19 protein-coding genes are annotated in these 18,697 nt (G+C 71.3%); 9 read left to right on the top strand and 10 right to left on the bottom strand.

Annotated elements, in window-relative coordinates; all coding sequences use genetic code 11:
• Positions 1-383 precede the first annotated feature (383 nt).
• Positions 384-1,325 (bottom strand): oxidoreductase, encoded by a 942-nt coding sequence (locus QSK26_RS20060; protein ID WP_285776710.1) that lies wholly within the window; start codon positions 1,323-1,325, stop codon positions 384-386.
• A 237-nt stretch (positions 1,326-1,562) separates the two neighbouring features.
• Between QSK26_RS20060 and acs the strand changes: the two genes are divergently transcribed.
• The 4 genes from acs to QSK26_RS20080 all read left to right on the top strand — a co-directional run bounded on the left by acs (position 1,563) and on the right by QSK26_RS20080 (position 5,849).
• Positions 1,563-3,557, top strand: coding sequence for an acetate--CoA ligase (acs, locus tag QSK26_RS20065; RefSeq protein ID WP_285776711.1), 1,995 nt, complete (start codon positions 1,563-1,565; stop codon positions 3,555-3,557).
• A 427-nt stretch (positions 3,558-3,984) separates the two neighbouring features.
• The gene (locus tag QSK26_RS20070; protein ID WP_285776712.1) at positions 3,985-4,443 is read left to right on the top strand and encodes a phage holin family protein; all 459 of its coding nucleotides are present in this window, start codon (positions 3,985-3,987) and stop codon (positions 4,441-4,443) included.
• On the top strand, positions 4,433-5,359 hold the full coding sequence (locus QSK26_RS20075) for an alpha/beta fold hydrolase (RefSeq protein WP_285776713.1): 927 nt from the start codon (positions 4,433-4,435) through the stop codon (positions 5,357-5,359). The genes QSK26_RS20070 and QSK26_RS20075 overlap by 11 nt, the downstream gene beginning before the upstream one ends.
• Positions 5,349-5,849 carry a DUF309 domain-containing protein gene (locus tag QSK26_RS20080; protein ID WP_285776714.1) on the top strand — a complete coding sequence of 167 codons (501 nt, stop codon included), beginning with the start codon at positions 5,349-5,351 and terminating at the stop codon, positions 5,847-5,849. The genes QSK26_RS20075 and QSK26_RS20080 overlap by 11 nt, the downstream gene beginning before the upstream one ends.
• On the opposite strand, the gene QSK26_RS20085 is transcribed toward QSK26_RS20080, so the two are convergent.
• The gene (locus QSK26_RS20085) at positions 5,846-6,655 is read right to left on the bottom strand and encodes a helix-turn-helix domain-containing protein (protein ID WP_285776715.1); all 810 of its coding nucleotides are present in this window, start codon (positions 6,653-6,655) and stop codon (positions 5,846-5,848) included. The genes QSK26_RS20080 and QSK26_RS20085 overlap by 4 nt on opposite strands.
• A gap of 411 nt (positions 6,656-7,066) precedes the next feature.
• Complete coding sequence (locus tag QSK26_RS20090) at positions 7,067-8,257, bottom strand: MarP family serine protease (protein WP_285776716.1); 1,191 nt, start codon at positions 8,255-8,257, stop codon at positions 7,067-7,069.
• A 155-nt stretch (positions 8,258-8,412) separates the two neighbouring features.
• Between QSK26_RS20090 and QSK26_RS20095 the strand changes: the two genes are divergently transcribed.
• Positions 8,413-8,949 (top strand): HEAT repeat domain-containing protein, encoded by a 537-nt coding sequence (locus tag QSK26_RS20095; RefSeq protein WP_285776717.1) that lies wholly within the window; start codon positions 8,413-8,415, stop codon positions 8,947-8,949.
• A gap of 4 nt (positions 8,950-8,953) precedes the next feature.
• On the opposite strand, the gene QSK26_RS20100 is transcribed toward QSK26_RS20095, so the two are convergent.
• Both QSK26_RS20100 and nth read right to left on the bottom strand, forming a co-directional pair.
• On the bottom strand, positions 8,954-9,634 hold the full coding sequence (locus tag QSK26_RS20100; RefSeq protein WP_502888727.1) for an NUDIX hydrolase: 681 nt from the start codon (positions 9,632-9,634) through the stop codon (positions 8,954-8,956).
• The gene (nth, locus tag QSK26_RS20105; protein ID WP_285776718.1) at positions 9,631-10,353 is read right to left on the bottom strand and encodes an endonuclease III; all 723 of its coding nucleotides are present in this window, start codon (positions 10,351-10,353) and stop codon (positions 9,631-9,633) included. Before nth ends, QSK26_RS20100 begins: the two co-directional genes overlap by 4 nt.
• Before the next feature lie 123 nt (positions 10,354-10,476).
• Here nth and QSK26_RS20110 point away from each other — a divergent pair, with 123 nt between their 5' ends.
• On the top strand, positions 10,477-11,157 hold the full coding sequence (locus tag QSK26_RS20110; protein ID WP_285776719.1) for a Crp/Fnr family transcriptional regulator: 681 nt from the start codon (positions 10,477-10,479) through the stop codon (positions 11,155-11,157).
• 4 nt (positions 11,158-11,161) lie between these two features.
• On the opposite strand, the gene QSK26_RS20115 is transcribed toward QSK26_RS20110, so the two are convergent.
• The 4 genes from QSK26_RS20115 to sp36 all read right to left on the bottom strand — a co-directional run bounded on the left by QSK26_RS20115 (position 11,162) and on the right by sp36 (position 13,473).
• Complete coding sequence (locus QSK26_RS20115; RefSeq protein ID WP_285776720.1) at positions 11,162-11,959, bottom strand: MBL fold metallo-hydrolase; 798 nt, start codon at positions 11,957-11,959, stop codon at positions 11,162-11,164.
• Entirely contained in the window at positions 11,956-12,771 is an 816-nt protein-coding gene (locus tag QSK26_RS20120) for an NUDIX hydrolase (RefSeq protein WP_285776721.1), read from the bottom strand. The genes QSK26_RS20115 and QSK26_RS20120 overlap by 4 nt, the downstream gene beginning before the upstream one ends.
• Positions 12,772-12,862: 91 nt before the next feature.
• Complete coding sequence (locus QSK26_RS20125; protein WP_285776722.1) at positions 12,863-13,321, bottom strand: RidA family protein; 459 nt, start codon at positions 13,319-13,321, stop codon at positions 12,863-12,865.
• Positions 13,318-13,473 (bottom strand): Sp36 family protein, encoded by a 156-nt coding sequence (gene sp36 / locus QSK26_RS20130; protein ID WP_285776723.1) that lies wholly within the window; start codon positions 13,471-13,473, stop codon positions 13,318-13,320. Before sp36 ends, QSK26_RS20125 begins: the two co-directional genes overlap by 4 nt.
• Positions 13,474-13,564: 91 nt before the next feature.
• Here sp36 and bagA point away from each other — a divergent pair, with 91 nt between their 5' ends.
• Positions 13,565-14,569 (top strand): ATPase BagA, encoded by a 1,005-nt coding sequence (gene bagA / locus QSK26_RS20135; RefSeq protein WP_285776724.1) that lies wholly within the window; start codon positions 13,565-13,567, stop codon positions 14,567-14,569.
• Entirely contained in the window at positions 14,566-15,699 is a 1,134-nt protein-coding gene (gene bagB, locus QSK26_RS20140; RefSeq protein WP_285776725.1) for an ATPase BagB, read from the top strand. The genes bagA and bagB overlap by 4 nt, the downstream gene beginning before the upstream one ends.
• Positions 15,700-15,804: 105 nt before the next feature.
• Here bagB and QSK26_RS20145 read toward each other — a convergent pair whose 3' ends face one another.
• Positions 15,805-16,101, bottom strand: a complete 297-nt coding sequence (locus QSK26_RS20145) for a WhiB family transcriptional regulator (protein ID WP_285776726.1) — start codon at positions 16,099-16,101, stop codon at positions 15,805-15,807.
• A gap of 316 nt (positions 16,102-16,417) precedes the next feature.
• On the opposite strand from QSK26_RS20145, the gene QSK26_RS20150 reads away from it, so the two are divergent.
• Entirely contained in the window at positions 16,418-18,640 is a 2,223-nt protein-coding gene (locus QSK26_RS20150) for a transglycosylase domain-containing protein (protein WP_352244362.1), read from the top strand.
• Positions 18,641-18,697 lie beyond the last annotated feature (57 nt).

Raw genomic sequence — 18,697 nt, forward strand, 5'->3', positions numbered from 1 at the left:
GTGAGTCCGATCTCGAAGCGCGCCTGGGCGTGGTGAGGCCGTCCCATGGGGCGCTGTGGAGGGTGATCGGACGCGTTAGGGGACGTCCCATGGGACGCGGTGAAGGATGATCCGGACGCGGCAGGGCTGGCTCTGGCCGGGCAGGAGCACCGGCCGCCTGGCCATCGGCACCGGACGTGCGGCCTCAGTGGGCGCGGTGAAAGGTGGGCCCGCTGGTGGTGGCGGGGATTGGTCGGGGTGGCTCGACGACAGGCTGTGCGGCCCGCTGTGGATGCTCAACGGTCGCGTGGATGCGGGGCAGGGCGAGACGGTGCGGGGCAGAGCGGTGCGGGGCGAGACCGTGCGGTGCGGGGCGGGGTGGAGTGGGGGGAGGGGGCGGGGGCTTAGCCGCGTTGGAGGGCTTCGCAGACTGCGGTTATCTCTCGGACGCCGAGGGTTACGGCGGTGGCGCAGTGGCGGAGCCATTGTGCGACGCCGGTGGGGGTGCCGGTGAGGTAGGCGTGGAGGCTGTCGGCGTACGGCAGTTCGTGGTGGCCTGCTTCGACGGCGACGAGGGACTTGGGGTCGAGGCCGAACTCCACGAGGGTGAGGCGTTCTGCGGCGCGGGCCACGAGGCCGTCCGCCGTACCGAAGGGGCGCAAGACGGCGAGTTCGGCGTGGACGACGGCGGCGAGGACGACGGCTGGGGCCGCGGTCTTGCCCATGAGCAGGCCGATGAGGCCGTCCATCCGGATCGCCATCTCCTCGGGACCCGGCGCCTCCCCGAGACCGAGCGGATCCGTGCCCCTGGGGACCTCCCTGAGACCGAATGGGTCCGTGGCCCCAGGCGCCTCCCCGAGGCCGAGCGGGTCCATGCCTCTGGGCGCCTCCCCTGCACTCTCCAGGCCACCCCGCTCCGGGGCGTTCTGGTCCGAGACAGCCGATGCGGGAGGCGCGGAGGGAGGCGGAGAGGTGGGGAGGGTGGTGCGGGGGCGGCCGAGGTAGGGGGTGAGGTCGGCGGCGGCGAGCGTGTGGAGGCGGGCGAGGACCTGGCGGGGGGCGGTGCGCCACGTCGGGCCCAGGCGGCCGAGCTCGGCCGACACCCGGAGGGCGCCCTGGACCAGCGGGTCGTCCGACTCGCCCGCGCGAAGCGAGCCGAGGGCCACCTCGACGCCTTCGAGGGCGGCGGACGCGCGGGCGCCACGCAGCGCGGACTCGGCGGACACCTCGGGGCTGCGCCGGCGCAGGACGCGGTGGCGGTAGAGCGTGTCGACCGCTTCGCGGGCCTCCTTGACGGCTTCCGGCACACCCGGCAGTTCGGCGATGACAGCCAATGGGTCACTCACAACGGGTGACCCTATCGACCGTTCGCCGAAGCCATCGCACCGTCCACCGCAATCCGCGAATTGCCCATGAGACCCCTTCCACCAGCATTCCTAATATTTCCCCTACAACGCCACTTGTCAGAACCTGTGAGGGCGCCCGCCCGGCCTCGCCCACCCGTCTGATGCACTTGTCGAGGGCGCCCACCGACTGGTGAAGTGGGACCCTGAAGTGAATCAGGCCATCTGAAGGAGTACGAAGTGGCCCCGGAAACCCCTGGTCACGGCCCCAGCGGCGCCAACCAGCCGCAAGAGACGCTGTCGAACCTGCTGCAAGAGACCAGGCGGTTCACGCCTCCCGCCGCCCTCGCCGCCGCCGCGAACGTGACCGCCAGTGCCTACGACGAGGCGGCCGAGGACCGGCTCGCGTTCTGGGAGCGCGCGGCCGAGCGGCTCGCCTGGGCCGACCGGTGGGACACCACCCTGGAGTGGACCCCGCCCTTCGCCAAGTGGTTCCTCGGCGGCACGCTGAACGTCGCCTACAACTGCGTGGACCGGCACGTCGAGGCGGGGCGCGGTGACAAGGTCGCCTACCACTGGGAGGGCGAGCCGGAGGGCGACAGCCGTACGCTGACCTACTCCGACCTGCAGCGGGAGGTCTCCAAGGCGGCCAACGCGCTCCAGGAGCTCGGGGTGGCCAAGGGCGACCGGGTGGCCATCTACATGCCGATGATCCCCGAGCTGCCGATCGCGATGCTGGCCTGCGCCCGGATCGGCGCGGTGCACTCGGTCGTCTTCGGCGGCTTCTCCGCGACGGCCCTGAAGAGCCGCATCGACGACGCCGACGCCAAGCTCGTGATCACCGCCGACGGCGGTTACCGCAGGGGCGCGCCCTCGGCGCTGAAGCCGACCGTGGACGAGGCGGTGGCCGAGTGCCCGGGCGTGGAGCACGTGCTCGTCGTGCGCCGGACCGGCCAGGACGTCGCGGCGACGGACAAGGACGTGTGGTGGCACGACGTGGTGGAGCGGCAGTCCGCCGAGCACACGCCGGCTCCGCACGACGCCGAGGACCCGCTGTTCATCCTGTACACCAGCGGCACGACCGGTAAGCCCAAGGGCATCCTGCACACCACCGGCGGCTACCTCACCCAGGTCGCCTGGACGCACGACGCCGTCTTCGACCTCAAGCCGGACACCGACATCTACTGGTGCACCGCGGACATCGGCTGGGTGACCGGCCACTCCTACATCGTGTACGGCCCGCTGGCCAACGGCGCGACGAGCGTGATCTACGAGGGCACCCCGGACACCCCGCACCGGGGCCGCTTCTGGGAGATCGTGCAGAAGTACCAGGTCACGATCCTCTACACGGCACCCACCGCGATCCGGACGTTCATGAAGTGGGGCGACGACATCCCCGCGAAGTACGACATGTCGTCACTGCGGGTGCTGGGCAGCGTCGGCGAGCCGATCAACCCGGAGGCCTACGTCTGGTTCCGCGAGCACATCGGCGGCGAGCGCTGCCCGGTCGTGGACACCTGGTGGCAGACCGAGACCGGCGCGATCCTGATCAGCCCGCTGCCCGGGGTGACCGCCACCAAGCCGGGCGCGGCGATGCGCCCGCTGCCCGGCATCGCCGCCGACGTGGTGGACGACCAGGGCGTCAGCGTGCCGGACGGCGGCGGCGGTTTCCTCGCGATCCGCGAGCCGTGGCCGTCGATGCTCCGCACGATCTGGGGCGACGACCAGCGCTACATCGACACCTACTGGTCCCGGTTCGAGGGGATGTACTTCCCCGGCGACGGCGCCAAGCGTGACGAGGACGGCGACCTGTGGCTGCTCGGCCGGGTGGACGACGTCATGCTCGTGTCCGGGCACAACATCTCCACCACCGAGGTCGAGTCGGCCCTCGTCTCGCACCCGAAGGTCGCCGAGGCGGCCGTCGTCGGCGCGACCGACCCGGTCACCGGCCAGGCCATCGTGGCGTTCACGATCCTGCGCGGCAGTGCGGAGGACAGCCCGGACATCGCGACCGAGCTGCGCGCGCACGTCGCCAAGACGCTCGGCCCGATCGCCAAGCCGCGCCAGATCCTGGTGGTGCCCGAGCTGCCCAAGACCCGCTCCGGCAAGATCATGCGGCGGCTGCTGCGCGCCGTGGCCGAGAACCGTTCCCTCGGTGACGTCACCACGCTGACCGACAGCTCCGTGATGAACCTCATCTCCGAGAAGCTCCCCAGCGCCAAGAGCGAGGACTGAGCACACCCCGCGCGGGTCCTCCCGGGGGGCCCGCGCGGTATCGTGCCTGGCGGGCGTGCCAGGGAGACCGACCGGCCGGCGGGGGTGCCGGTCCTCCGCCGCCCACCGGCGACCCGGAGGATGCGCGTGATCAGCGAAGGCGACGCCTTCCCGCTTCCCCCTCCCGCGCCGGAGTGCCGGTCGAAGCCACCACGCTCGACGGATCGTCGGCTTTCCGGTGGTATCGCCGAACATGTCGCCGCTTTTCTCAGCCCAGGCGGCACTTCTCAACCGCGGAGTACAAGCGTGATCTCCGTTGACCGGGTAGTTCTGGAGATGACGGGGAGCCGCACGTGCGGGCGCGTGCGCGCAGGGCGCGTGCGCGCAGGGCGCGAAGGAACGGCCCGGGCGATTGACATCGTCCCTGGCTAGCGATAGGAGATCGTTCATGCCGAACAACGCGGCCACGGAGTCACAGGAAGAATCGCTGGGCGGGCTCGTCGCCCAGGCGACCGACCACATCTCCACGCTGGTCCGCTCTGAGATCGAGCTGGCGAAGGCCGAGCTCAGGTTCGACGCCAAGCGGGTGGGCACGGCGGCGGGGCTTTTCGCGGCGGTCGCGTTCATGTTGCACCTGTGCCTGATCCTGGCCTCGTTCGCCATCGCCTACGGGCTGGTCGCCCTCGGCGTGTGGGAGTGGCTCGCCTTCACCGTCGTCACCGTGTTCTACCTGCTCGTGGCGGCCGTGCTGGGCCTCGTGGGCTACCGAAGGCTCAAGGGCCTGACCGGGATGCGGCGTACGGCCCGCAGCCTCAGGCACCTGAAGGACGGCGCCGAGCCCGACGGCCTGGTTCCCGGCGCCGCACGACCGGAGCTCTCCCGCGAGTCGGTGCCCCATGCGTCCTGACGAGTCGCTGGTCACCGTCGAAGGCCCGTGGACCCATCGCGGCGTGCACGCGGGAGGCACCCGCTTCCACGTCGCGGAGGCCGGCGAGGGCCCGCTGGTGCTGCTGCTGCACGGCTTCCCGCAGTTCTGGTGGACCTGGCGCCACCAGCTCGTCTCGCTGCCCGCCGCCGGCTACCGCGCGGTCGCGGTCGACCTGCGCGGCTACGGCGCCAGTGACAAGCCGCCGCGCGGCTACGACCTGCCCACCCTCGCCCAGGACGTCGCGGGGCTCATCAGGGCGCTCGGCGAGACCGGCGCGATCGTGGTCGGGCACGACTGGGGCGGGCTGCTGGGCTGGACCATGGCCGCCCTCTCGCCCAAGACCGTGCACCGGCTGGTCCCGGTGGCCGCGCCGCATCCGCTGCGGCTGCGTTCCGCGATGTTCTCCGACCCGCTGGGCCAGCTCAGGGCCAGCGGTCACACCGTGGGGTTCCAGCTTCCGTTCATCCCGGAGATCCGGCTCACCTCCCGGGAGGCGGCCAGGGTCGGCAAGCTGCTCGACAAGTGGTCGGGACCGGGCTGGCCGGAGGAGCAGACCGCGCGCACCTACCGCGACGTGTTCCGCATCCCGAGCGTCGCGCACTGCGCGCTGGAGTACTACCGCTGGTTCGCCCGCTCCCAACTGCGCCCCGACGGCCTGCGTTACGCCCGCCGGATGCGCGCCGAGATCGAGGCGCCCACGTTGCAGTTGCACGGCGCGCTCGACTCGTGCGTGCTGCCGCGCACCGCCCAGGGCTCCAGCCGCTACGTCTCGGCGTCCTACCGCTGGCGCCTGCTGGAGCACGCGGGGCACTTCCCGCACGAGGAGCGGCCCGAGCAGTTCGACGCCGAGCTGATCTCCTGGCTCACCGACTCCACCCCCGGCCATGCGCGATAGGGATCCCCAGGGCCGCCCGCGCAGCGCGCGACCCCGGGACGAGTACGGCAGGCCGCTGCCGCACGACGCCGAGGGCGTGCCGCGCGTGCCCGACGACTACGCCCCCACCGGCGAGGAGGCGGTCGCCGAGGCCGTCAGGCTGCTCGCCGAGGAGCGCCCGTTCCACGCGCACGAGGTGCTGGAGGCCCGTTGGAAGAGCGGCCCGCCCGGCGAGCGTGAGCTCTGGCAGGGCCTCGCGCAGATCTGCGTGGGTCTCACCCACCTTCAGCGCGGCAACCGCCGGGGCGCGGAGACCCTGCTGTCCCGCGGCGCCGACCGGATCGGCTCCTTCACCCGGCCGACCGGTCCCGCGCCGGACGAGGGCGGCGGCCGGCCGTACGGGATCGACGTGGCCGAGGCGGTGCGGTGCTCGCTGAGCCTGGCGGCGCGGGCGGAAGAGGTCGGGCCCGCGCCGGCGATCACTCTCATCAGGCGCACGCTGGGCGGCTAGGCACAGGTCGGCACGTCCGGCTGGTCGTTGGTGCGTACGGCGGGCAGCCAGGCGTGGCCGCCGGGCACGTTGCCGAGCCTGACCCGGAACCAGCGGGTCGTGGCGACACCGGTCTCGTCGGCCACCCGGGCCCCTTCGTAGAGGACGCAGTCGGCGGTCAGCACGTCGTCGTGCCACACCCGATGGCTGACCACGTTGTCGGCCGCGTACTCCTTCCGCGGATCGCGGGCGAGGCCGAGGCTGCACGCGGGCGGGCGGCCCGGGCGGCTCCGGCAGTCGCCTTCGACGTTGAAGACCCGCACCTGGGCGGTGGCGGCGGTCGCCTTCCCCGCGACCACGGACGGGTCGGCGTCGTCGCCCAGCACGGCGAACGCGGTGACCGCGGTCGCCACCAGCAGCGCGGCGAGCCCGGCGATCAGCAGCGGCCGGCCCGGCCGGAACCGCGGCTTCTCCTCGGGCGCCGGCTGCGGCCGGTCGGGCGGGGCCTCCCCCGCGGACTCCTCCGGCGCCGAAGCGGGCTCCGGCGCCGCCTCCGGTTCGGGCTCGGGCACCGTGGAGCGGGCGGCGTCGGCCAGCGCCCACAGGCGGTGTAACTCGCGTACCTCCTCATTGCTCGCGCCGCATGCTTTGGCGAATGCGTGCACCGGACCGAAACCGGGCGGAATTTTGGTGCCGGAACAATAGCGGTGCAGGCTCGAACTACTGGACCCGGTCCGCTGGGCGAGCGCCTCGAAGCTGATGCCCGCGCGTTCCTTCAGCATCCGAAGCCGGGCGGCGAACTGTTCGGCTTCTTCCGTGCTCGGCATCTGGCCCTCCCTCGTAGGAAAGAGCTGCCCGCCGGCCCTCGACCGGCTGGAAGAGGCGTCCCACTCATATCCCAGCAGGTCAACAGAATGTGCAGCTCATATTGGATGAAACCATCCCAGCATCCCATGGGGCCGCTTTTCCTTGCTAGGTGTCAGCTTCTGCTGAAAGTGTCTGTCTCGCCTGTCAACGTGATGTAACCGGCGGGGGCGGAGGAAGCGGACAAGCCTCCTCCCATTGGCGCACGCGTTGACTCGGCGGCAAGGTGACCGGAATGTCCGGTCAATATCCCCCACGGGGCGAGTGGGCGTTCGGGAAACCGGGAGGCCGCTCAGGTGCGGGACCGCAAGCCGGTCACGGCCACCACGGTGGCCGTGACCCCACGAGCCGGGCGGGTGGCCGGGGAAGCCCGGTCAGTCACAGTCCTGGGTGTCGACGCGACTGACCGCACGGGCGCCCGCCTCGGCATCGGGAGTGACCTCCTTGGCGGTCAGGACGTATCCCGTGTCCGGCTGGTCGGTCGCGGCGGCGAAGATGACGCCGAAGACGCGCCCGTCGGTGGTCAGCAGCGGCCCGCCGGAGTTGCCCGGCTGGACCAGGCCGCGGATCGCGTAGACCTCGCGCACGACCTTCTTGCGGTTGTAGATCTCGTAACCCTCGGCGTCCTGCTCGATGCGGATGCGGGCGGGCAGCGGGGTGAAGCCCTTGCCCCGGGGGTAGCCGGCGATGATGGCGTCCTCGCCCTTCTCGGCGGTGCCGTCGAAGCGGAGGGCCGGCAGGCTCAGCCCCGGCACGTAGAGCACGGCGATGTCGCGGTCGGGGTTGTAGAGCACGACCCTGGCCGCATGGGACTCGCCCTCGTAGTCGGTGATCCGCAACTCCTGGGTGACGCCCGCGACCACGTGCGCGTTGGTCATGATCCGGTCGTTGGCGTAGACGAAGCCGGTGCCCTCGATCCGCTTGCGGCAGCTCGGCGCGGTGCCCTGCACCTTGACGATGCCGTGCCTGGCCCGCTCCAGCCGGTTGCCGCGCAGCACGCCCTGGTCCGGCGGCGGCACGTCGACGAACTGGCCGCCGCCGATCGCCTCGAACACCTGCGGGAACTCGGAGGTGTCGATGAACTCCTTGAACCTGCGCCGCCAGTCCTTGGCCGCCTCCGGCAGCGTCTGGTCGACGGTGGCCAGCAGCAGCGAGTTGTTCACCTGCTGGCTCAGCGGCGGGAACGGCCCGTGCGCGAGTAACCCGCCGATGAGCCAGACCACGACCAGCACGGACAGCGCGCTGGCGAACGTGCCCCCCACGGCGTCGGCGACCTTGGCCGGCTCCCAGGTGACGTGGCTGCGCACCACCGCGCCGAGCGTCGAGGAGGCGAACTGGCCGATGGTCGCGGCGAGGAACACGATCACGATGGCGAGCAGGGCGCGCTCGGTGTGACCGTCCACCACCGCGTTGGCGATCGGCGGGGCGATGGCCACGCCGAGGAAGGCTCCGCCCACGAATCCGACGAAGCTGAGCGCGCCGATGATGAAGCCCTGGCGGTAACCGGATATGCCGAAAGCAACCGCAAGCCCTATCAGGATGAGGTCGAGGAGATCACCGCGCACCCCTCAACCGTATCCAGCCCCGAAGCTCCTTGTGCGCTTCCCGTCGAACGTGACGCTCCGGATGGTGCCGGGACACGCCGTCCGACGACAGCGCGTTTGCGAACACACCGGGCACGAGCACGGCTCGGACGGCATCGCGTGGTTATCGTTACAGCATGGCATCGATCGGGGGAACGGTGCGGGATCTCATCCAGGCCGCCCTGGCGGACGCGGATCCCGACGGAGCGGCCCGGTGGCAGGCCATCACGCTGCTTCAGGCGCGGGGGGACCAGGAGACCTTCACCGAGGCACGCCGGCTGTGCGGCGCGGGCACCAGCGAGGAGCGCGTCCTCGGCGTCGACATCCTCGGCCAGCTCGGCCGCCCCGGCCTGCCCTTCGCGGGCAGGAGCCTGCCCCTGCTGCGCCGCGTCGCCGCGGCCGACCACGACCCGATGGTGCTGTACTCCGTGCTCATCACCTTCGGCCACCTGAAGGACCCGCGCGCCCTGCCGTCGGTGATCGAGCTGGCCGGCCACGAGGACCCGAGGGTGCGGTACGGCGCGGCCTACGCCCTGCCCAACGTGCTCGGCGAACCTCCCGACGAGGAGGGCCTGCGGGTCCTCACCCGCCTGACCGACGACCCCGACGGCGACGTGGCCGACTGGGCGGCGCTTGGCCTGGCCCTGGCCTGCGGCGACGACGTGGAGGACTGACCCCTCAGGACACCGCCCGGCCCCTCGCGGCCAGCCGCGGCACGTCGGCCGGCAGGTCCTCGACGCGGTCGCGGTCCCACGGCCGCTCGAAGCCGCCGGCGGTGAGCACGCCGTCCAGGACGCCCGCCGTGAAGCCCCACACCAGCAGCCCCCTGACCCGGAAGGCCGACCCGACGTAACCGCTCGGATGCCGCAGCCGCAGCCGGTTGGCGGGATCGACCAGCTCGGCGACCGGCACCCGCTCCACCGCCTCCACCTCGTCCGGGGCGGCGGGATGCACGGCGCACGGGGTGTGCCACCAGCCGAGCACCGGCGTCACCCGGTTGTCGCTGTGCGCGACGTACAGCTCCGGCATGGTGCCCACCACACGCACGCCGGCGGGTTCGAGCCCGGTCTCCTCCTCGGCCTCGCGCAGCGCGGCGGCGATCGGCCCGCCGTCGCCCGGCTCGATGCCGCCGCCGGGGAAGGCGGGCTGCCCGGGGTGCATCCTGCCGCGCGAGCTGCGCTGGATGAGCAGGACGTCCGGCCCGTGCGCGTTCTCCTCGCCGAAGAGCAGCAGGACGGCGGCGTGGCGCCCCTTCCCTACGGGCGGGCGCAGCTCCGGCGGCACCGGCCGCTGCACGGCACGCGCGGTCAGCTGTTCCAGCCATGCGGGGGCGGGGGATTGATCGTGTGGATCGGTCAAGAGAAGGGTCCCGTCCGGACGAGTTTGGCCGCTTCGGCCTGGTCTGTGGGGCCCGTGCCGTACGACGGGCAGAGTGCGGCCAGCGGGCAGGCGCCGCAGGCGGGCTTGCGGGCGTGGCAGATCCGGCGGCCGTGCCAGATCAGGCGGTGGGACAGCATGGTCCACTCGCCCCGCGGGATCAGGTCGCCGATGATGTGCTCGATCTTGACGGGGTCGGTCTCCGTGGTCCAGCCGAAGCGGCGGGTCAGCCGCTGGAAGTGGGTGTCGACGGTGATGCCGGGCACGCCGAAGGCGTTGCCGAGCACGACGTTGGCGGTCTTGCGGCCGACGCCGGGCAGCTTGACGAGGTCCTTCAGCCTGCCGGGCACCTCGCCGCCGTGCCGCTCGCACAGGCCCTGGGCCATGCCGATGATGCTCGTCGTCTTGGCCCGGAAGAACCCGGTGGACCGGATCATCTCCTCCAGCTCAGCCCGGTCCGCGCCCGCATACGCTTCCGCTGTCCGATATTTCGCAAATACGACCGGTGTCACCATATTTACCCGTTTGTCCGTACACTGTGCGGAGAGGATCGTGGCGACCAGGAGTTCGAGAGGGTTGGCGAAGTCGAGCTCGCAATGGGCGTCAGGATAGGTCTCCGCCAGGATCCGGTTCATCCGCCTGGCGCGACGCACGAGAGCGAGACGTGATTCCCCAGCCGGGGCGACTGCTTGACGGGGCACCGCAACAGCCTACGCGGGTAGCCCGGCAAGAGCCGCCGGGTGGGGTACGTCACAATGGCTGCGTGTGCATCGGCGAGCCGGCCCGAGGAGCCGCGCGAGCACGAGCTTACTCATGGAGGCACTGTGAACACCGACGACGTGCTGGGCAAGGCCCCCTTGTTCGCCGCGCTCGACCGTGAGGGGGCCGCAGCCCTGCGGACGAGCATCTCGGAGGTCGAGCTCCACAAGGGGCGGACACTCTTCAGCGAGGGCGAGACAGGGGACCGGCTCTACGTCGTGCTCGAAGGCAAGATCAAGCTTTCCCGCACCTCCCCCGACGGCCGGGAGAACCTGCTGAGCGTCCTCGGACCGGGCGAGATGTTCGGCGAGCTGTCCCTCTTCGACCCGCGCCCGCGCACAGCGAGCGCGACCGCACTCACCGACGTACGGCTGGCCGGGCTCGGCCACGACGACCTGCGCCCCTGGCTCACCGGCCGTCCCGAGGTGGCCCTGCACCTGCTGCGCGCCCTGGCCCAGCGGCTCCGCCGGACCAACGACGTGCTGGCCGACCTGGTCTTCACCGACGTGCCCGGCCGGGTGGCCAAACAGCTGCTCGACCTCGCCGACCGGTTCGGCCAGCGGATGGACGACGGCCTGCGGGTGCACCACGACCTGACCCAGGAGGAGCTGGCCCAGCTCGTGGGCGCTTCCCGGGAGACCGTGAACAAGGCCCTGGCCGACTTCGCCCAGCGCGGCTGGCTGCGGATCGAGGCCAAGGCCGTGGTCATCATGGACATGGAGCGCCTGTACAACCGCTCCCGCTAGGGGTTCAGGACCGCTCCAGGTAGTCGAGCTGGGCACGGACCGACATCTCGGCCGCCGGCCACAGGGACCGGTCCACCCCCGCGTAGACGATCTCGACGATCTCCCGCGGCGTCCGGGCCCCCGCCTCCCGGGCCCGCCTGATCTCGTCCAGCCGTTGACGGCGGTGGGCGATGTAGCCGTCGAGCACGCCGACCGGATCGGCCAGCACCTGGCCGTGGCCGGGCAGCAGCGAGCGTGCGGCCACCCGCTCGGCGGTGGCTCTGAGCAGGTCCAGACTGCGCAAGTAGTCGCCCAGGTCGCCGTCCGGGGCGATCACGGTGGTGCCGCGCCCGAGCACGGTGTCCCCGGTGAGCAGGGCGCCGTCACCGGGCAGCCAGAAGCACAGCGAGTCGAAGGAGTGCCCGGGGGTGCCCACCACCCGCACCTCCAGGTCGCCGAGCGCGATCACGTCCCCGTCGGCGAGCCCCTCGCCGCCGAGCGTGTGCCGGGGGTCCAGGGCGCGCACCGGGGCGCCCACCATCTCGGCGAACCTCCCGGCGCCGCCGCTGTGGTCGTCGTGGCCGTGCGTGAGCAGCACCTCGGCGACCCGCCGCTCCCCCACGTGGTCCGCGACCCTGCGCAGGTGCCCCTCGTCCCGCGGCCCGGGGTCCACCACGAGCACGGCGGACGCGTCCGGACCGCCGAGCACCCAGGTGTTCGTGCCGTCCAGCGTCATCGGCGAAGGGTTGGGGGCCAGCAGGTTGACCGCGTTCGGCGTGCCCGCCCCGTCGGGGCTCCCGCCCGGGATCCGCAGCCCGCTCACGCGCCCTCCCCGGACACCTGGAGCCTGATCTCGCCGTCCACCTCGACCACCCTGGGCATGATGGTGACGATCTCCCGCTCGGTGGCGAGGATCTCCTCCGGACCGGCGTAACCGGACAGCTCGGTGAGCGTCCGGCGGGTGGGCGGCATGAGGAAGATCTCCCCCTGGTCGGCCTGCCGGAGCGCCCGCCCCGGCCGTACCCAGGCCACCTGGTCGGCCTCGCCGCCCACGTCGCGGGTGCGCTGGCCGGGCGGCAGCGCGGCCACGAAGAAGCGGGTGTCGAACCGCCTGCTCTCCACCTCGGGGGTGATCCAGTGCGCCCAGGGACGCAGCAGGTCGGCCCGCAGGACCAGGCCGCGGCGGCCGAGGAAGTCGGCGAACGACAGGCTCCTGTCGATCAGGGCCAGCCGGTCGGCCTCCCAGTCCTCCCCCGTGGTGTCGGCGACCACCGACCCGGCGTCCGGCCCGGCCAGCAGCACGCCGGACTCCTCGAACGTCTCCCGTACGGCGGCGCACACCAGCCCCCGGGCGGTGCTCTCCGCGGCGCGGAAGACCTCGCCCCACTCGGCCGGCGACGGACCGGCCCAGGAGATCGCCTGGTCGGAGTCGCGCGGATCGACGGAGCCGCCCGGGAAGACGAACGCGCCCGCCGCGAAGGCCATGCTGGCCCTGCGCCTCATCATGTAGACCTCGGGGCCGGGCCGGAGGACGACCACGGTGGCCGCGTCCCTGGCCGGAACGGGCTGGACGCGCCCGGCCAGGACGTCACGCGCGTGCTCGCCGGCCACGCCGGGGAGCGGGATTCCGTTCATGCAGCACTCCGCCTTCCTCCCGCCCCCTCGGCAGAACGAGTTCGGGTTCCAGCCATCCTGACCCACCGCTCCCGGCGCTCACAACGGGGGGTCAGCGAACCTCGGCGATCAGCTCCACCTCGACCGGCGCGTCCAGCGGCAGCACCGCCATGCCGATCGCGCTCCGCGCGTGCCGGCCGGCCTCGCCCAGCACCTCGGCGAACAGCTCGCTCGCGCCGTTGATCACCTGGGCCTGGCCGGTGAAGCCGGGGTCGCTGGCGACGAAGCCCACCACCTTGACGATCCGCACCACCTCGGACAGCTCGCCCACCACGGTCTTCAGCGCGGCCAGCCCGTTCAGCGCGCAGATCCTGGCCAGCTCGTTGGCCCGCTCGGGATCCACCTCGGCGCCGACCTTGCCGGTCGTGGGCAGCTTGCCGTCCACGAAGGGCACCTGGCCCGAGACGTAGACGTGGTTGCCCGACCTGACCGCCGGCACGTAGGCGGCCAGCGGGGGCACCACCTCGGGCAACGTCAGACCGAGCTCCGCGAGGCGCTCCTCCGGGGTCATGCCTTCTCCCGCTTCATGTAGGCCACGAGCTGCTCCGGGTTCGGGCCGGGCACGACCTGGACGAGCTCATACCCGTCCTCGCCCCAGTTGTCCAAGATCTGCTTGGTCGCGTGGGTGAGGAGGGGGACCGTGACGTACTCCCATTTCTTCATGGGGGTCACATTAGCGATGCGGGCGAGGGTGAAGCATTTCACTGACCCTCCACCCCAGCTTCACAAATGGCCGTTCGGTAGCCTTCGAATCGTGAGCGCTCGCGACTCTGACTGGGACGGCGTCAGGCTCCACGTCGTCACTGGTAAGGGCGGCACCGGAAAGACCACGGTCGCCGCGTCGCTCGCCCTTGCCCTGGCATCCGGGGGCCGTAAGGTGCTGCTCGTCGAAGTGGAGGGGCGGCAGGGGATCGCCCAGGTCTTCGACCTGCCGCCACTGCCGTACGAGGAACGCAAGATCGCGGTCGCCCCCGGCGGGGGCGACGTCTTCGCGCTGGCCGTCGATCCCGAGGAGGCCATGCTCGAATACCTGGAGATGTTCTACGGCATGCGCCGGGCCGGCCGCGCGCTGACCAAGATCGGCGTCGTCGACTTCGCCACCACGATCGCGCCCGGCCTGCGCGACGTCCTGGTCACCGGCAAGACCAGCGAGGCCGTACGGCGGCGCGGCGCGGACGGCAGGCGCGTCTATGACGCGGTCGTGCTCGACGCGCCGCCCACCGGGCGGATCGCCCGCTTCCTCAACGTCACCTCCGAGGTCGCCGGCCTGGCCCGGATGGGACCGATCAAGAACCACGCCGACCTGGTCCGCGGGGTGATGGCCTCCCCGGAGACGGCGGTGCACTTCGTGACGCTGCTGGAGGAGATGCCGGTCCAGGAGACCCTGGACGGCGTCGCGGAGCTGCGCGGCGCGGGCCTGCCGACCGGCGGGATCTTCGTCAACATGGTGCGGCCCGCGCTGCTGCCCGAGGCCACGCTCGAAGCCGCCAGGCGGGGCCGGCTGGACCTCGGCGAGCTGACACTCGGGCTGAAGGCGGCCGGGCTGGCCGACCTCGCCACCGGCACCGCCGCGGTGGCCGAGGCGCTCGCGCTGGAGGTGGCCGAGCACGCGGCCCGCACCGAGCTGGAGCGCGGCGAGCGGGAGTCGCTGAGCTCCTCGGGGCTGCCGCAGTACGAGCTGGGGTTGCTGGCCGACGGTGTCGATCTGGCCGGTTTATACGAGCTGGCGGAGTCGATGTGCGAACAGGGGGCCGCATGATGGCGAAGAGCACTCCGGTGCTGGAGATCGACGCGATCCTCGACGATCCGCAGACCAGGATCGTCGTGTGCTGCGGCTCCGGCGGGGTGGGCAAGACCACCACCGCGGCCGCGCTGGGCCTACGGGCCGCCGAGCGCGGGCGCACGGTGGTGGTCCTCACCGTGGACCCCGCGCGCCGCCTGGCGCAGTCCATGGGGCTCACAGAGCTGGACAACACCCCGCGCCCGGTGCCCGGCATCCAGGGCGAAGGGGCCCTGCACGCGATGATGCTGGACATGAAGCGCACCTTCGACGAGATCATCGAAGCGCACGCGGACCCCGAGCGCGCCCAGCAGATCCTGACGAATCCCTTCTACCAGTCGCTGTCGTCCAGCTTCTCCGGGACGCAGGAGTACATGGCCATGGAGAAGCTCGGCCAGCTCCGCCGGTCCGGCAACTGGGATCTGATCATCGTGGACACGCCGCCGTCCCGCTCCGCGCTCGACTTCCTCGACGCGCCGGAGCGGCTCGGCAGGTTCCTCGACGGGCGGCTGATCCGGCTGCTCATGGCTCCGGCCAAGGCGGGAGGGCGCAGCGCGTTCAAACTGCTCAACGCGGGTTTCGGCCTGGTCGCGGGCGTGCTCACCAAGGTGCTCGGCGCGCAGGTGCTCAAGGACATCCAGACGTTCGTCTCCGCGCTGGACGCGGTCTTCGGCGGGTTCCGGCAGCGCGCCGAGCAGACATACAAGCTGCTTCAGGCGCCCGGCACCGCCTTCGTGGTGGTCGCGGCGCCCGAGCGTGACGCGATGCGCGAGGCGTCGTACTTCGTGGAGAGGCTCGCCGAGGAGCGCATGCCGCTGGCCGGACTGGTGATCAACCGAGTCCACCTCTCGCCCGCGGGAGCCCTCTCGGCGGCACGCAGCGCGGCTGCCGCCGAGGACCTGGAGTCACGGGGTGAGCACGAGCTGACCGCCGCGGTGTTGCGGCTACACACCGGGCGGATGCAGCTTGCGGCTCGCGAGCATCGTGAGCGGGAACACTTCGTCTCCGCTCATCCCACCGTGCCCCTCGCACAGGTGCCCGCGATGCCCGCCGATGTCCACGACCTCGACGGACTACGCGAAATCGGCACCCTGCTCGCCGCCTCGTAGACGGGGCAGGACTGCCTGAGGGGCATGCCGGACGGCCGGCCGGCGACCACCGGCCGCCGGTCCGATCGGGACCGGACACCGGCGGGGGCGGGCCGCCCGCCGGGGTCAGCCCGCGATCAACTCATTGGTCCGTTCGTACTCTTCTTTGGCCGACTCCAGCAGCTCTCGCCACGACGTCACGTCAGGCCGCCTACGCAGGAGCGCACGACGCTCCCGCTCGGTCATACCGCCCCAGACGCCGAACTCGATGCGGTTGTCCAGCGCATCAGCCAGGCATTCGGTCCGGACCGGGCACCCTCGACAGATCAGCTTCGCCCTGTTCTGGGCGGCACCCTGCACGAAAAGCGCGTCAGGATCCGCACCTCGACAGGCGGCACGGGAGGTCCAATCCGTGATCCACATTTCGACCCCACTCCCCTTAGGTGGTCAGTCGTCTTGTCGGCCGACGGGCGCGGGCGTCGAGCCTCCTTATTCAGTTGCCGCAGAGGAGAACGTACGCAACCAGGCGTTCGGGCCGACAGCCCCCGGCTGGGCCAATTTCCCGCCTGGTCATCTACGGACACGTGGCCGGGAATGACTAGTTACCCCAACCTCAAGGTCACAGTTTCCTGGGTTCGTAAGGCGCAGGGCAACACAAATCCGACTTTCAGTACTGATCGAGCCGGGCAATCCACGTAGTCTTGTCTTCGTGCAAGCACAGGGCAAAGACAAGGTATCGGTGGTAGGAAGCGTCCTGCGGCTGATCGTCGCGAGCGCGGCCGCCGGGGTGCTGGCGGCCGCCGTGGCCTTGCCCGCCGTCGGCGGGGCGGGGATGACCGTCAAGTCCGCGACCGAGGAGCTTGCGCTCACCCCCGAGGAGCTCGACGAGCCGCCGCTCCCCGAGACGACCAAGCTGCTCGACGTCGACGGCAAGCAGTTCGCGCAGTTCTTCTTCGAGAACCGCGAGTCCGTCAAGCTCGACGAGGTCGCCCCCGTGATGCGCGAGGCGATCGTCGCGATCGAGGACTTCCGGTTCTACGAGCACGGCCCCATCGACATCGAGGGCACCTTCCGCGCGCTCGCCAAGAACGTCTCGACCGGCGGGGTGACCCAGGGCGGTTCGTCGATCACGCAGCAATACGTGAAGCAGGTCCTGTTCAACAAGGCGGAGACCAAGGCCGAGAAGGCCGCCGCCATCGAGACCACGCTCTCCCGCAAGCTGACCGAGCTGCGCTTCGCGATGGCGATCGAGAAGAAATACTCCAAGAACGAGATCCTGGAGCGTTACCTCAACATCTCCTACTTCGGCGCCGGGGCCTACGGCATCCAGGCCGCCGCCAAGCGCTTCTTCGACAAGCCCGCCTCCAAGCTCACGCTCGCCGAGGCCGCCACCCTGGCCGGCGCGGTGCAGAACCCCTCCCGCACCGACCCCAACGTCGACCGGGCCAGCCGTGACCGACTGCTGGAGCGGCGCAACACCGTGCTGGACCGGATGGCCGAGCTGAAGAAGATCACCCCGGTCGAGGCGGCGGAGGCCAAGAAGGAGAAGCTCGGCTGGGAGGACGTCGACGTCCCCGGCGGCTGCCAGGAGAGCGAGTTCCCCTACTTCTGCCTCTACGTCCAGCAGGAGCTGCGCACCAACTCCGCGTTCGGCAAGACCGAGAAGGAGCGCCTCGACCTGCTCCGCGACGGCGGCCTGGTGATCAAGACCACCCTCGACCCCAAGATGCAGCGGGCCTCCGAGAAGGCGATCGGCGAATACGTCCACACCAGCGACAAGCCGGTGGCCTCCCAGGCGATGGTGGTGCCGGGCACCGGTGAGATCAGGGCGATGGCCGCGAGCCGCAAGTTCGGCGGCAACAAGGGCAAGAACGAGATCAGCTACAACCTCCCTGCCGACGCCCAGCACGGCGGCGGCGCCGGCTTCCAGGCGGGCTCCACCTTCAAGGTCTTCACCCTGCTCACCGCCCTGGACAAGGGCATGAAGGTCGGCGACGGCATCGTGGCGCCCGACGTCTACCGCGCCCCCGCCACCAACTCCTTCCGCGACTGCGACGGCAACCGGGTCGGCGACCCCACCCACGAGGTCGCCAACTCCAGCGAGGGCGGCGGCGGCTTCAAGAGCCTGCAGACCGGCACCTGGGGCTCGGTGAACACCTTCTTCGTCGCACTCCAGCAGAAGGTCGGCCTGTGTGACACGGTCGAGATGGCCAAGAAGCTCGGCATCAAGCGCGCCGACGGCAAGGGCCTGCGCGAGTTCGAGACCTTCACGCTCGGCATCAACGAGATGGACCCGATCACCGTGGCCAACTCCTACGCCACGATCGCCGCGCGGGGCACCTACTGCCGGCCCATGGTCATCTCCGAGGTCCGCGACGAGCGCACCGGCAAGACCAAGGACTACAAGCCCAAGTGCAAGGAGGTCCTGGACAAGGAGGTCGCCGACGCGGCCAGTCACATCCTGTCCGGGGTGTTCACCAAGGGCACGATGAGCGGCGTGGGCGGCATCGGCCGCGACGCCGCGGGCAAGACCGGCACCACCGACGACTACACCGCCGCCTGGTTCGCCGGTTACACCCCCGACCTGGCCTCCGCGGTCAGCGTGGGCGACCCGCGCGGCGCCTTCGGCCACGACCTCATCGGCGTCACGATCGGCGACCGCTACTACAGCTACGTGTACGGCGCCGACATCTCCGGCCGGATCTGGAAATACTCCATGATCGACGCGCTCAAGGGCACGCCGGCCACCTCGTTCACCCCGATGGACAACTCGCGCTTCGGCGGTTGCAGCACCGCCTGCGCGCCCAAGCCCCCGCCGAAGAAGGACCGCGGCGGCGACGACGGCGACGGCGAGGGTGAGGACGGCGACGACGGCGGTGACGACGGCGGCAACGGCAGCGACGACTTCTGGAACCGCGGAGGCGGCGACGACGACGCGGGCCCGATCACTCCGTTCGACTGACCCGCCCTGAACGCTCCGCCCGGGTGAGCCCCCCGCCGAGGGCTCACCCGGATCCGC

The sequence above is a fragment of the Microtetraspora sp. NBRC 13810 genome (assembly GCF_030268685.1).
Taxonomy (GTDB): Bacteria; Actinomycetota; Actinomycetes; order Streptosporangiales; family Streptosporangiaceae; genus BSRQ01.

Bases quoted from the DNA above. Each gene is read 5' to 3' on its own strand.
- QSK26_RS20070 (WP_285776712.1), top strand. From the start codon at position 3,985: ATGCCGAACAACGCGGCCACGGAGTCACAGGAAGAATCGCTGGGCGGG.
- QSK26_RS20075 (WP_285776713.1), top strand. From the start codon at position 4,433: ATGCGTCCTGACGAGTCGCTGGTCACCGTCGAAGGCCCGTGGACCCAT.
- QSK26_RS20080 (WP_285776714.1), top strand. From the start codon at position 5,349: ATGCGCGATAGGGATCCCCAGGGCCGCCCGCGCAGCGCGCGACCCCGG.
- QSK26_RS20085 (WP_285776715.1), bottom strand. From the start codon at position 6,655: ATGCCGAGCACGGAAGAAGCCGAACAGTTCGCCGCCCGGCTTCGGATG.
- QSK26_RS20095 (WP_285776717.1), top strand. From the start codon at position 8,413: ATGGCATCGATCGGGGGAACGGTGCGGGATCTCATCCAGGCCGCCCTG.
- QSK26_RS20120 (WP_285776721.1), bottom strand. From the start codon at position 12,771: ATGAACGGAATCCCGCTCCCCGGCGTGGCCGGCGAGCACGCGCGTGAC.
- QSK26_RS20125 (WP_285776722.1), bottom strand. From the start codon at position 13,321: ATGACCCCGGAGGAGCGCCTCGCGGAGCTCGGTCTGACGTTGCCCGAG.
- sp36 (WP_285776723.1), bottom strand. From the start codon at position 13,473: ATGAAGAAATGGGAGTACGTCACGGTCCCCCTCCTCACCCACGCGACC.
- bagB (WP_285776725.1), top strand. From the start codon at position 14,566: ATGATGGCGAAGAGCACTCCGGTGCTGGAGATCGACGCGATCCTCGAC.
- QSK26_RS20145 (WP_285776726.1), bottom strand. From the start codon at position 16,101: ATGTGGATCACGGATTGGACCTCCCGTGCCGCCTGTCGAGGTGCGGAT.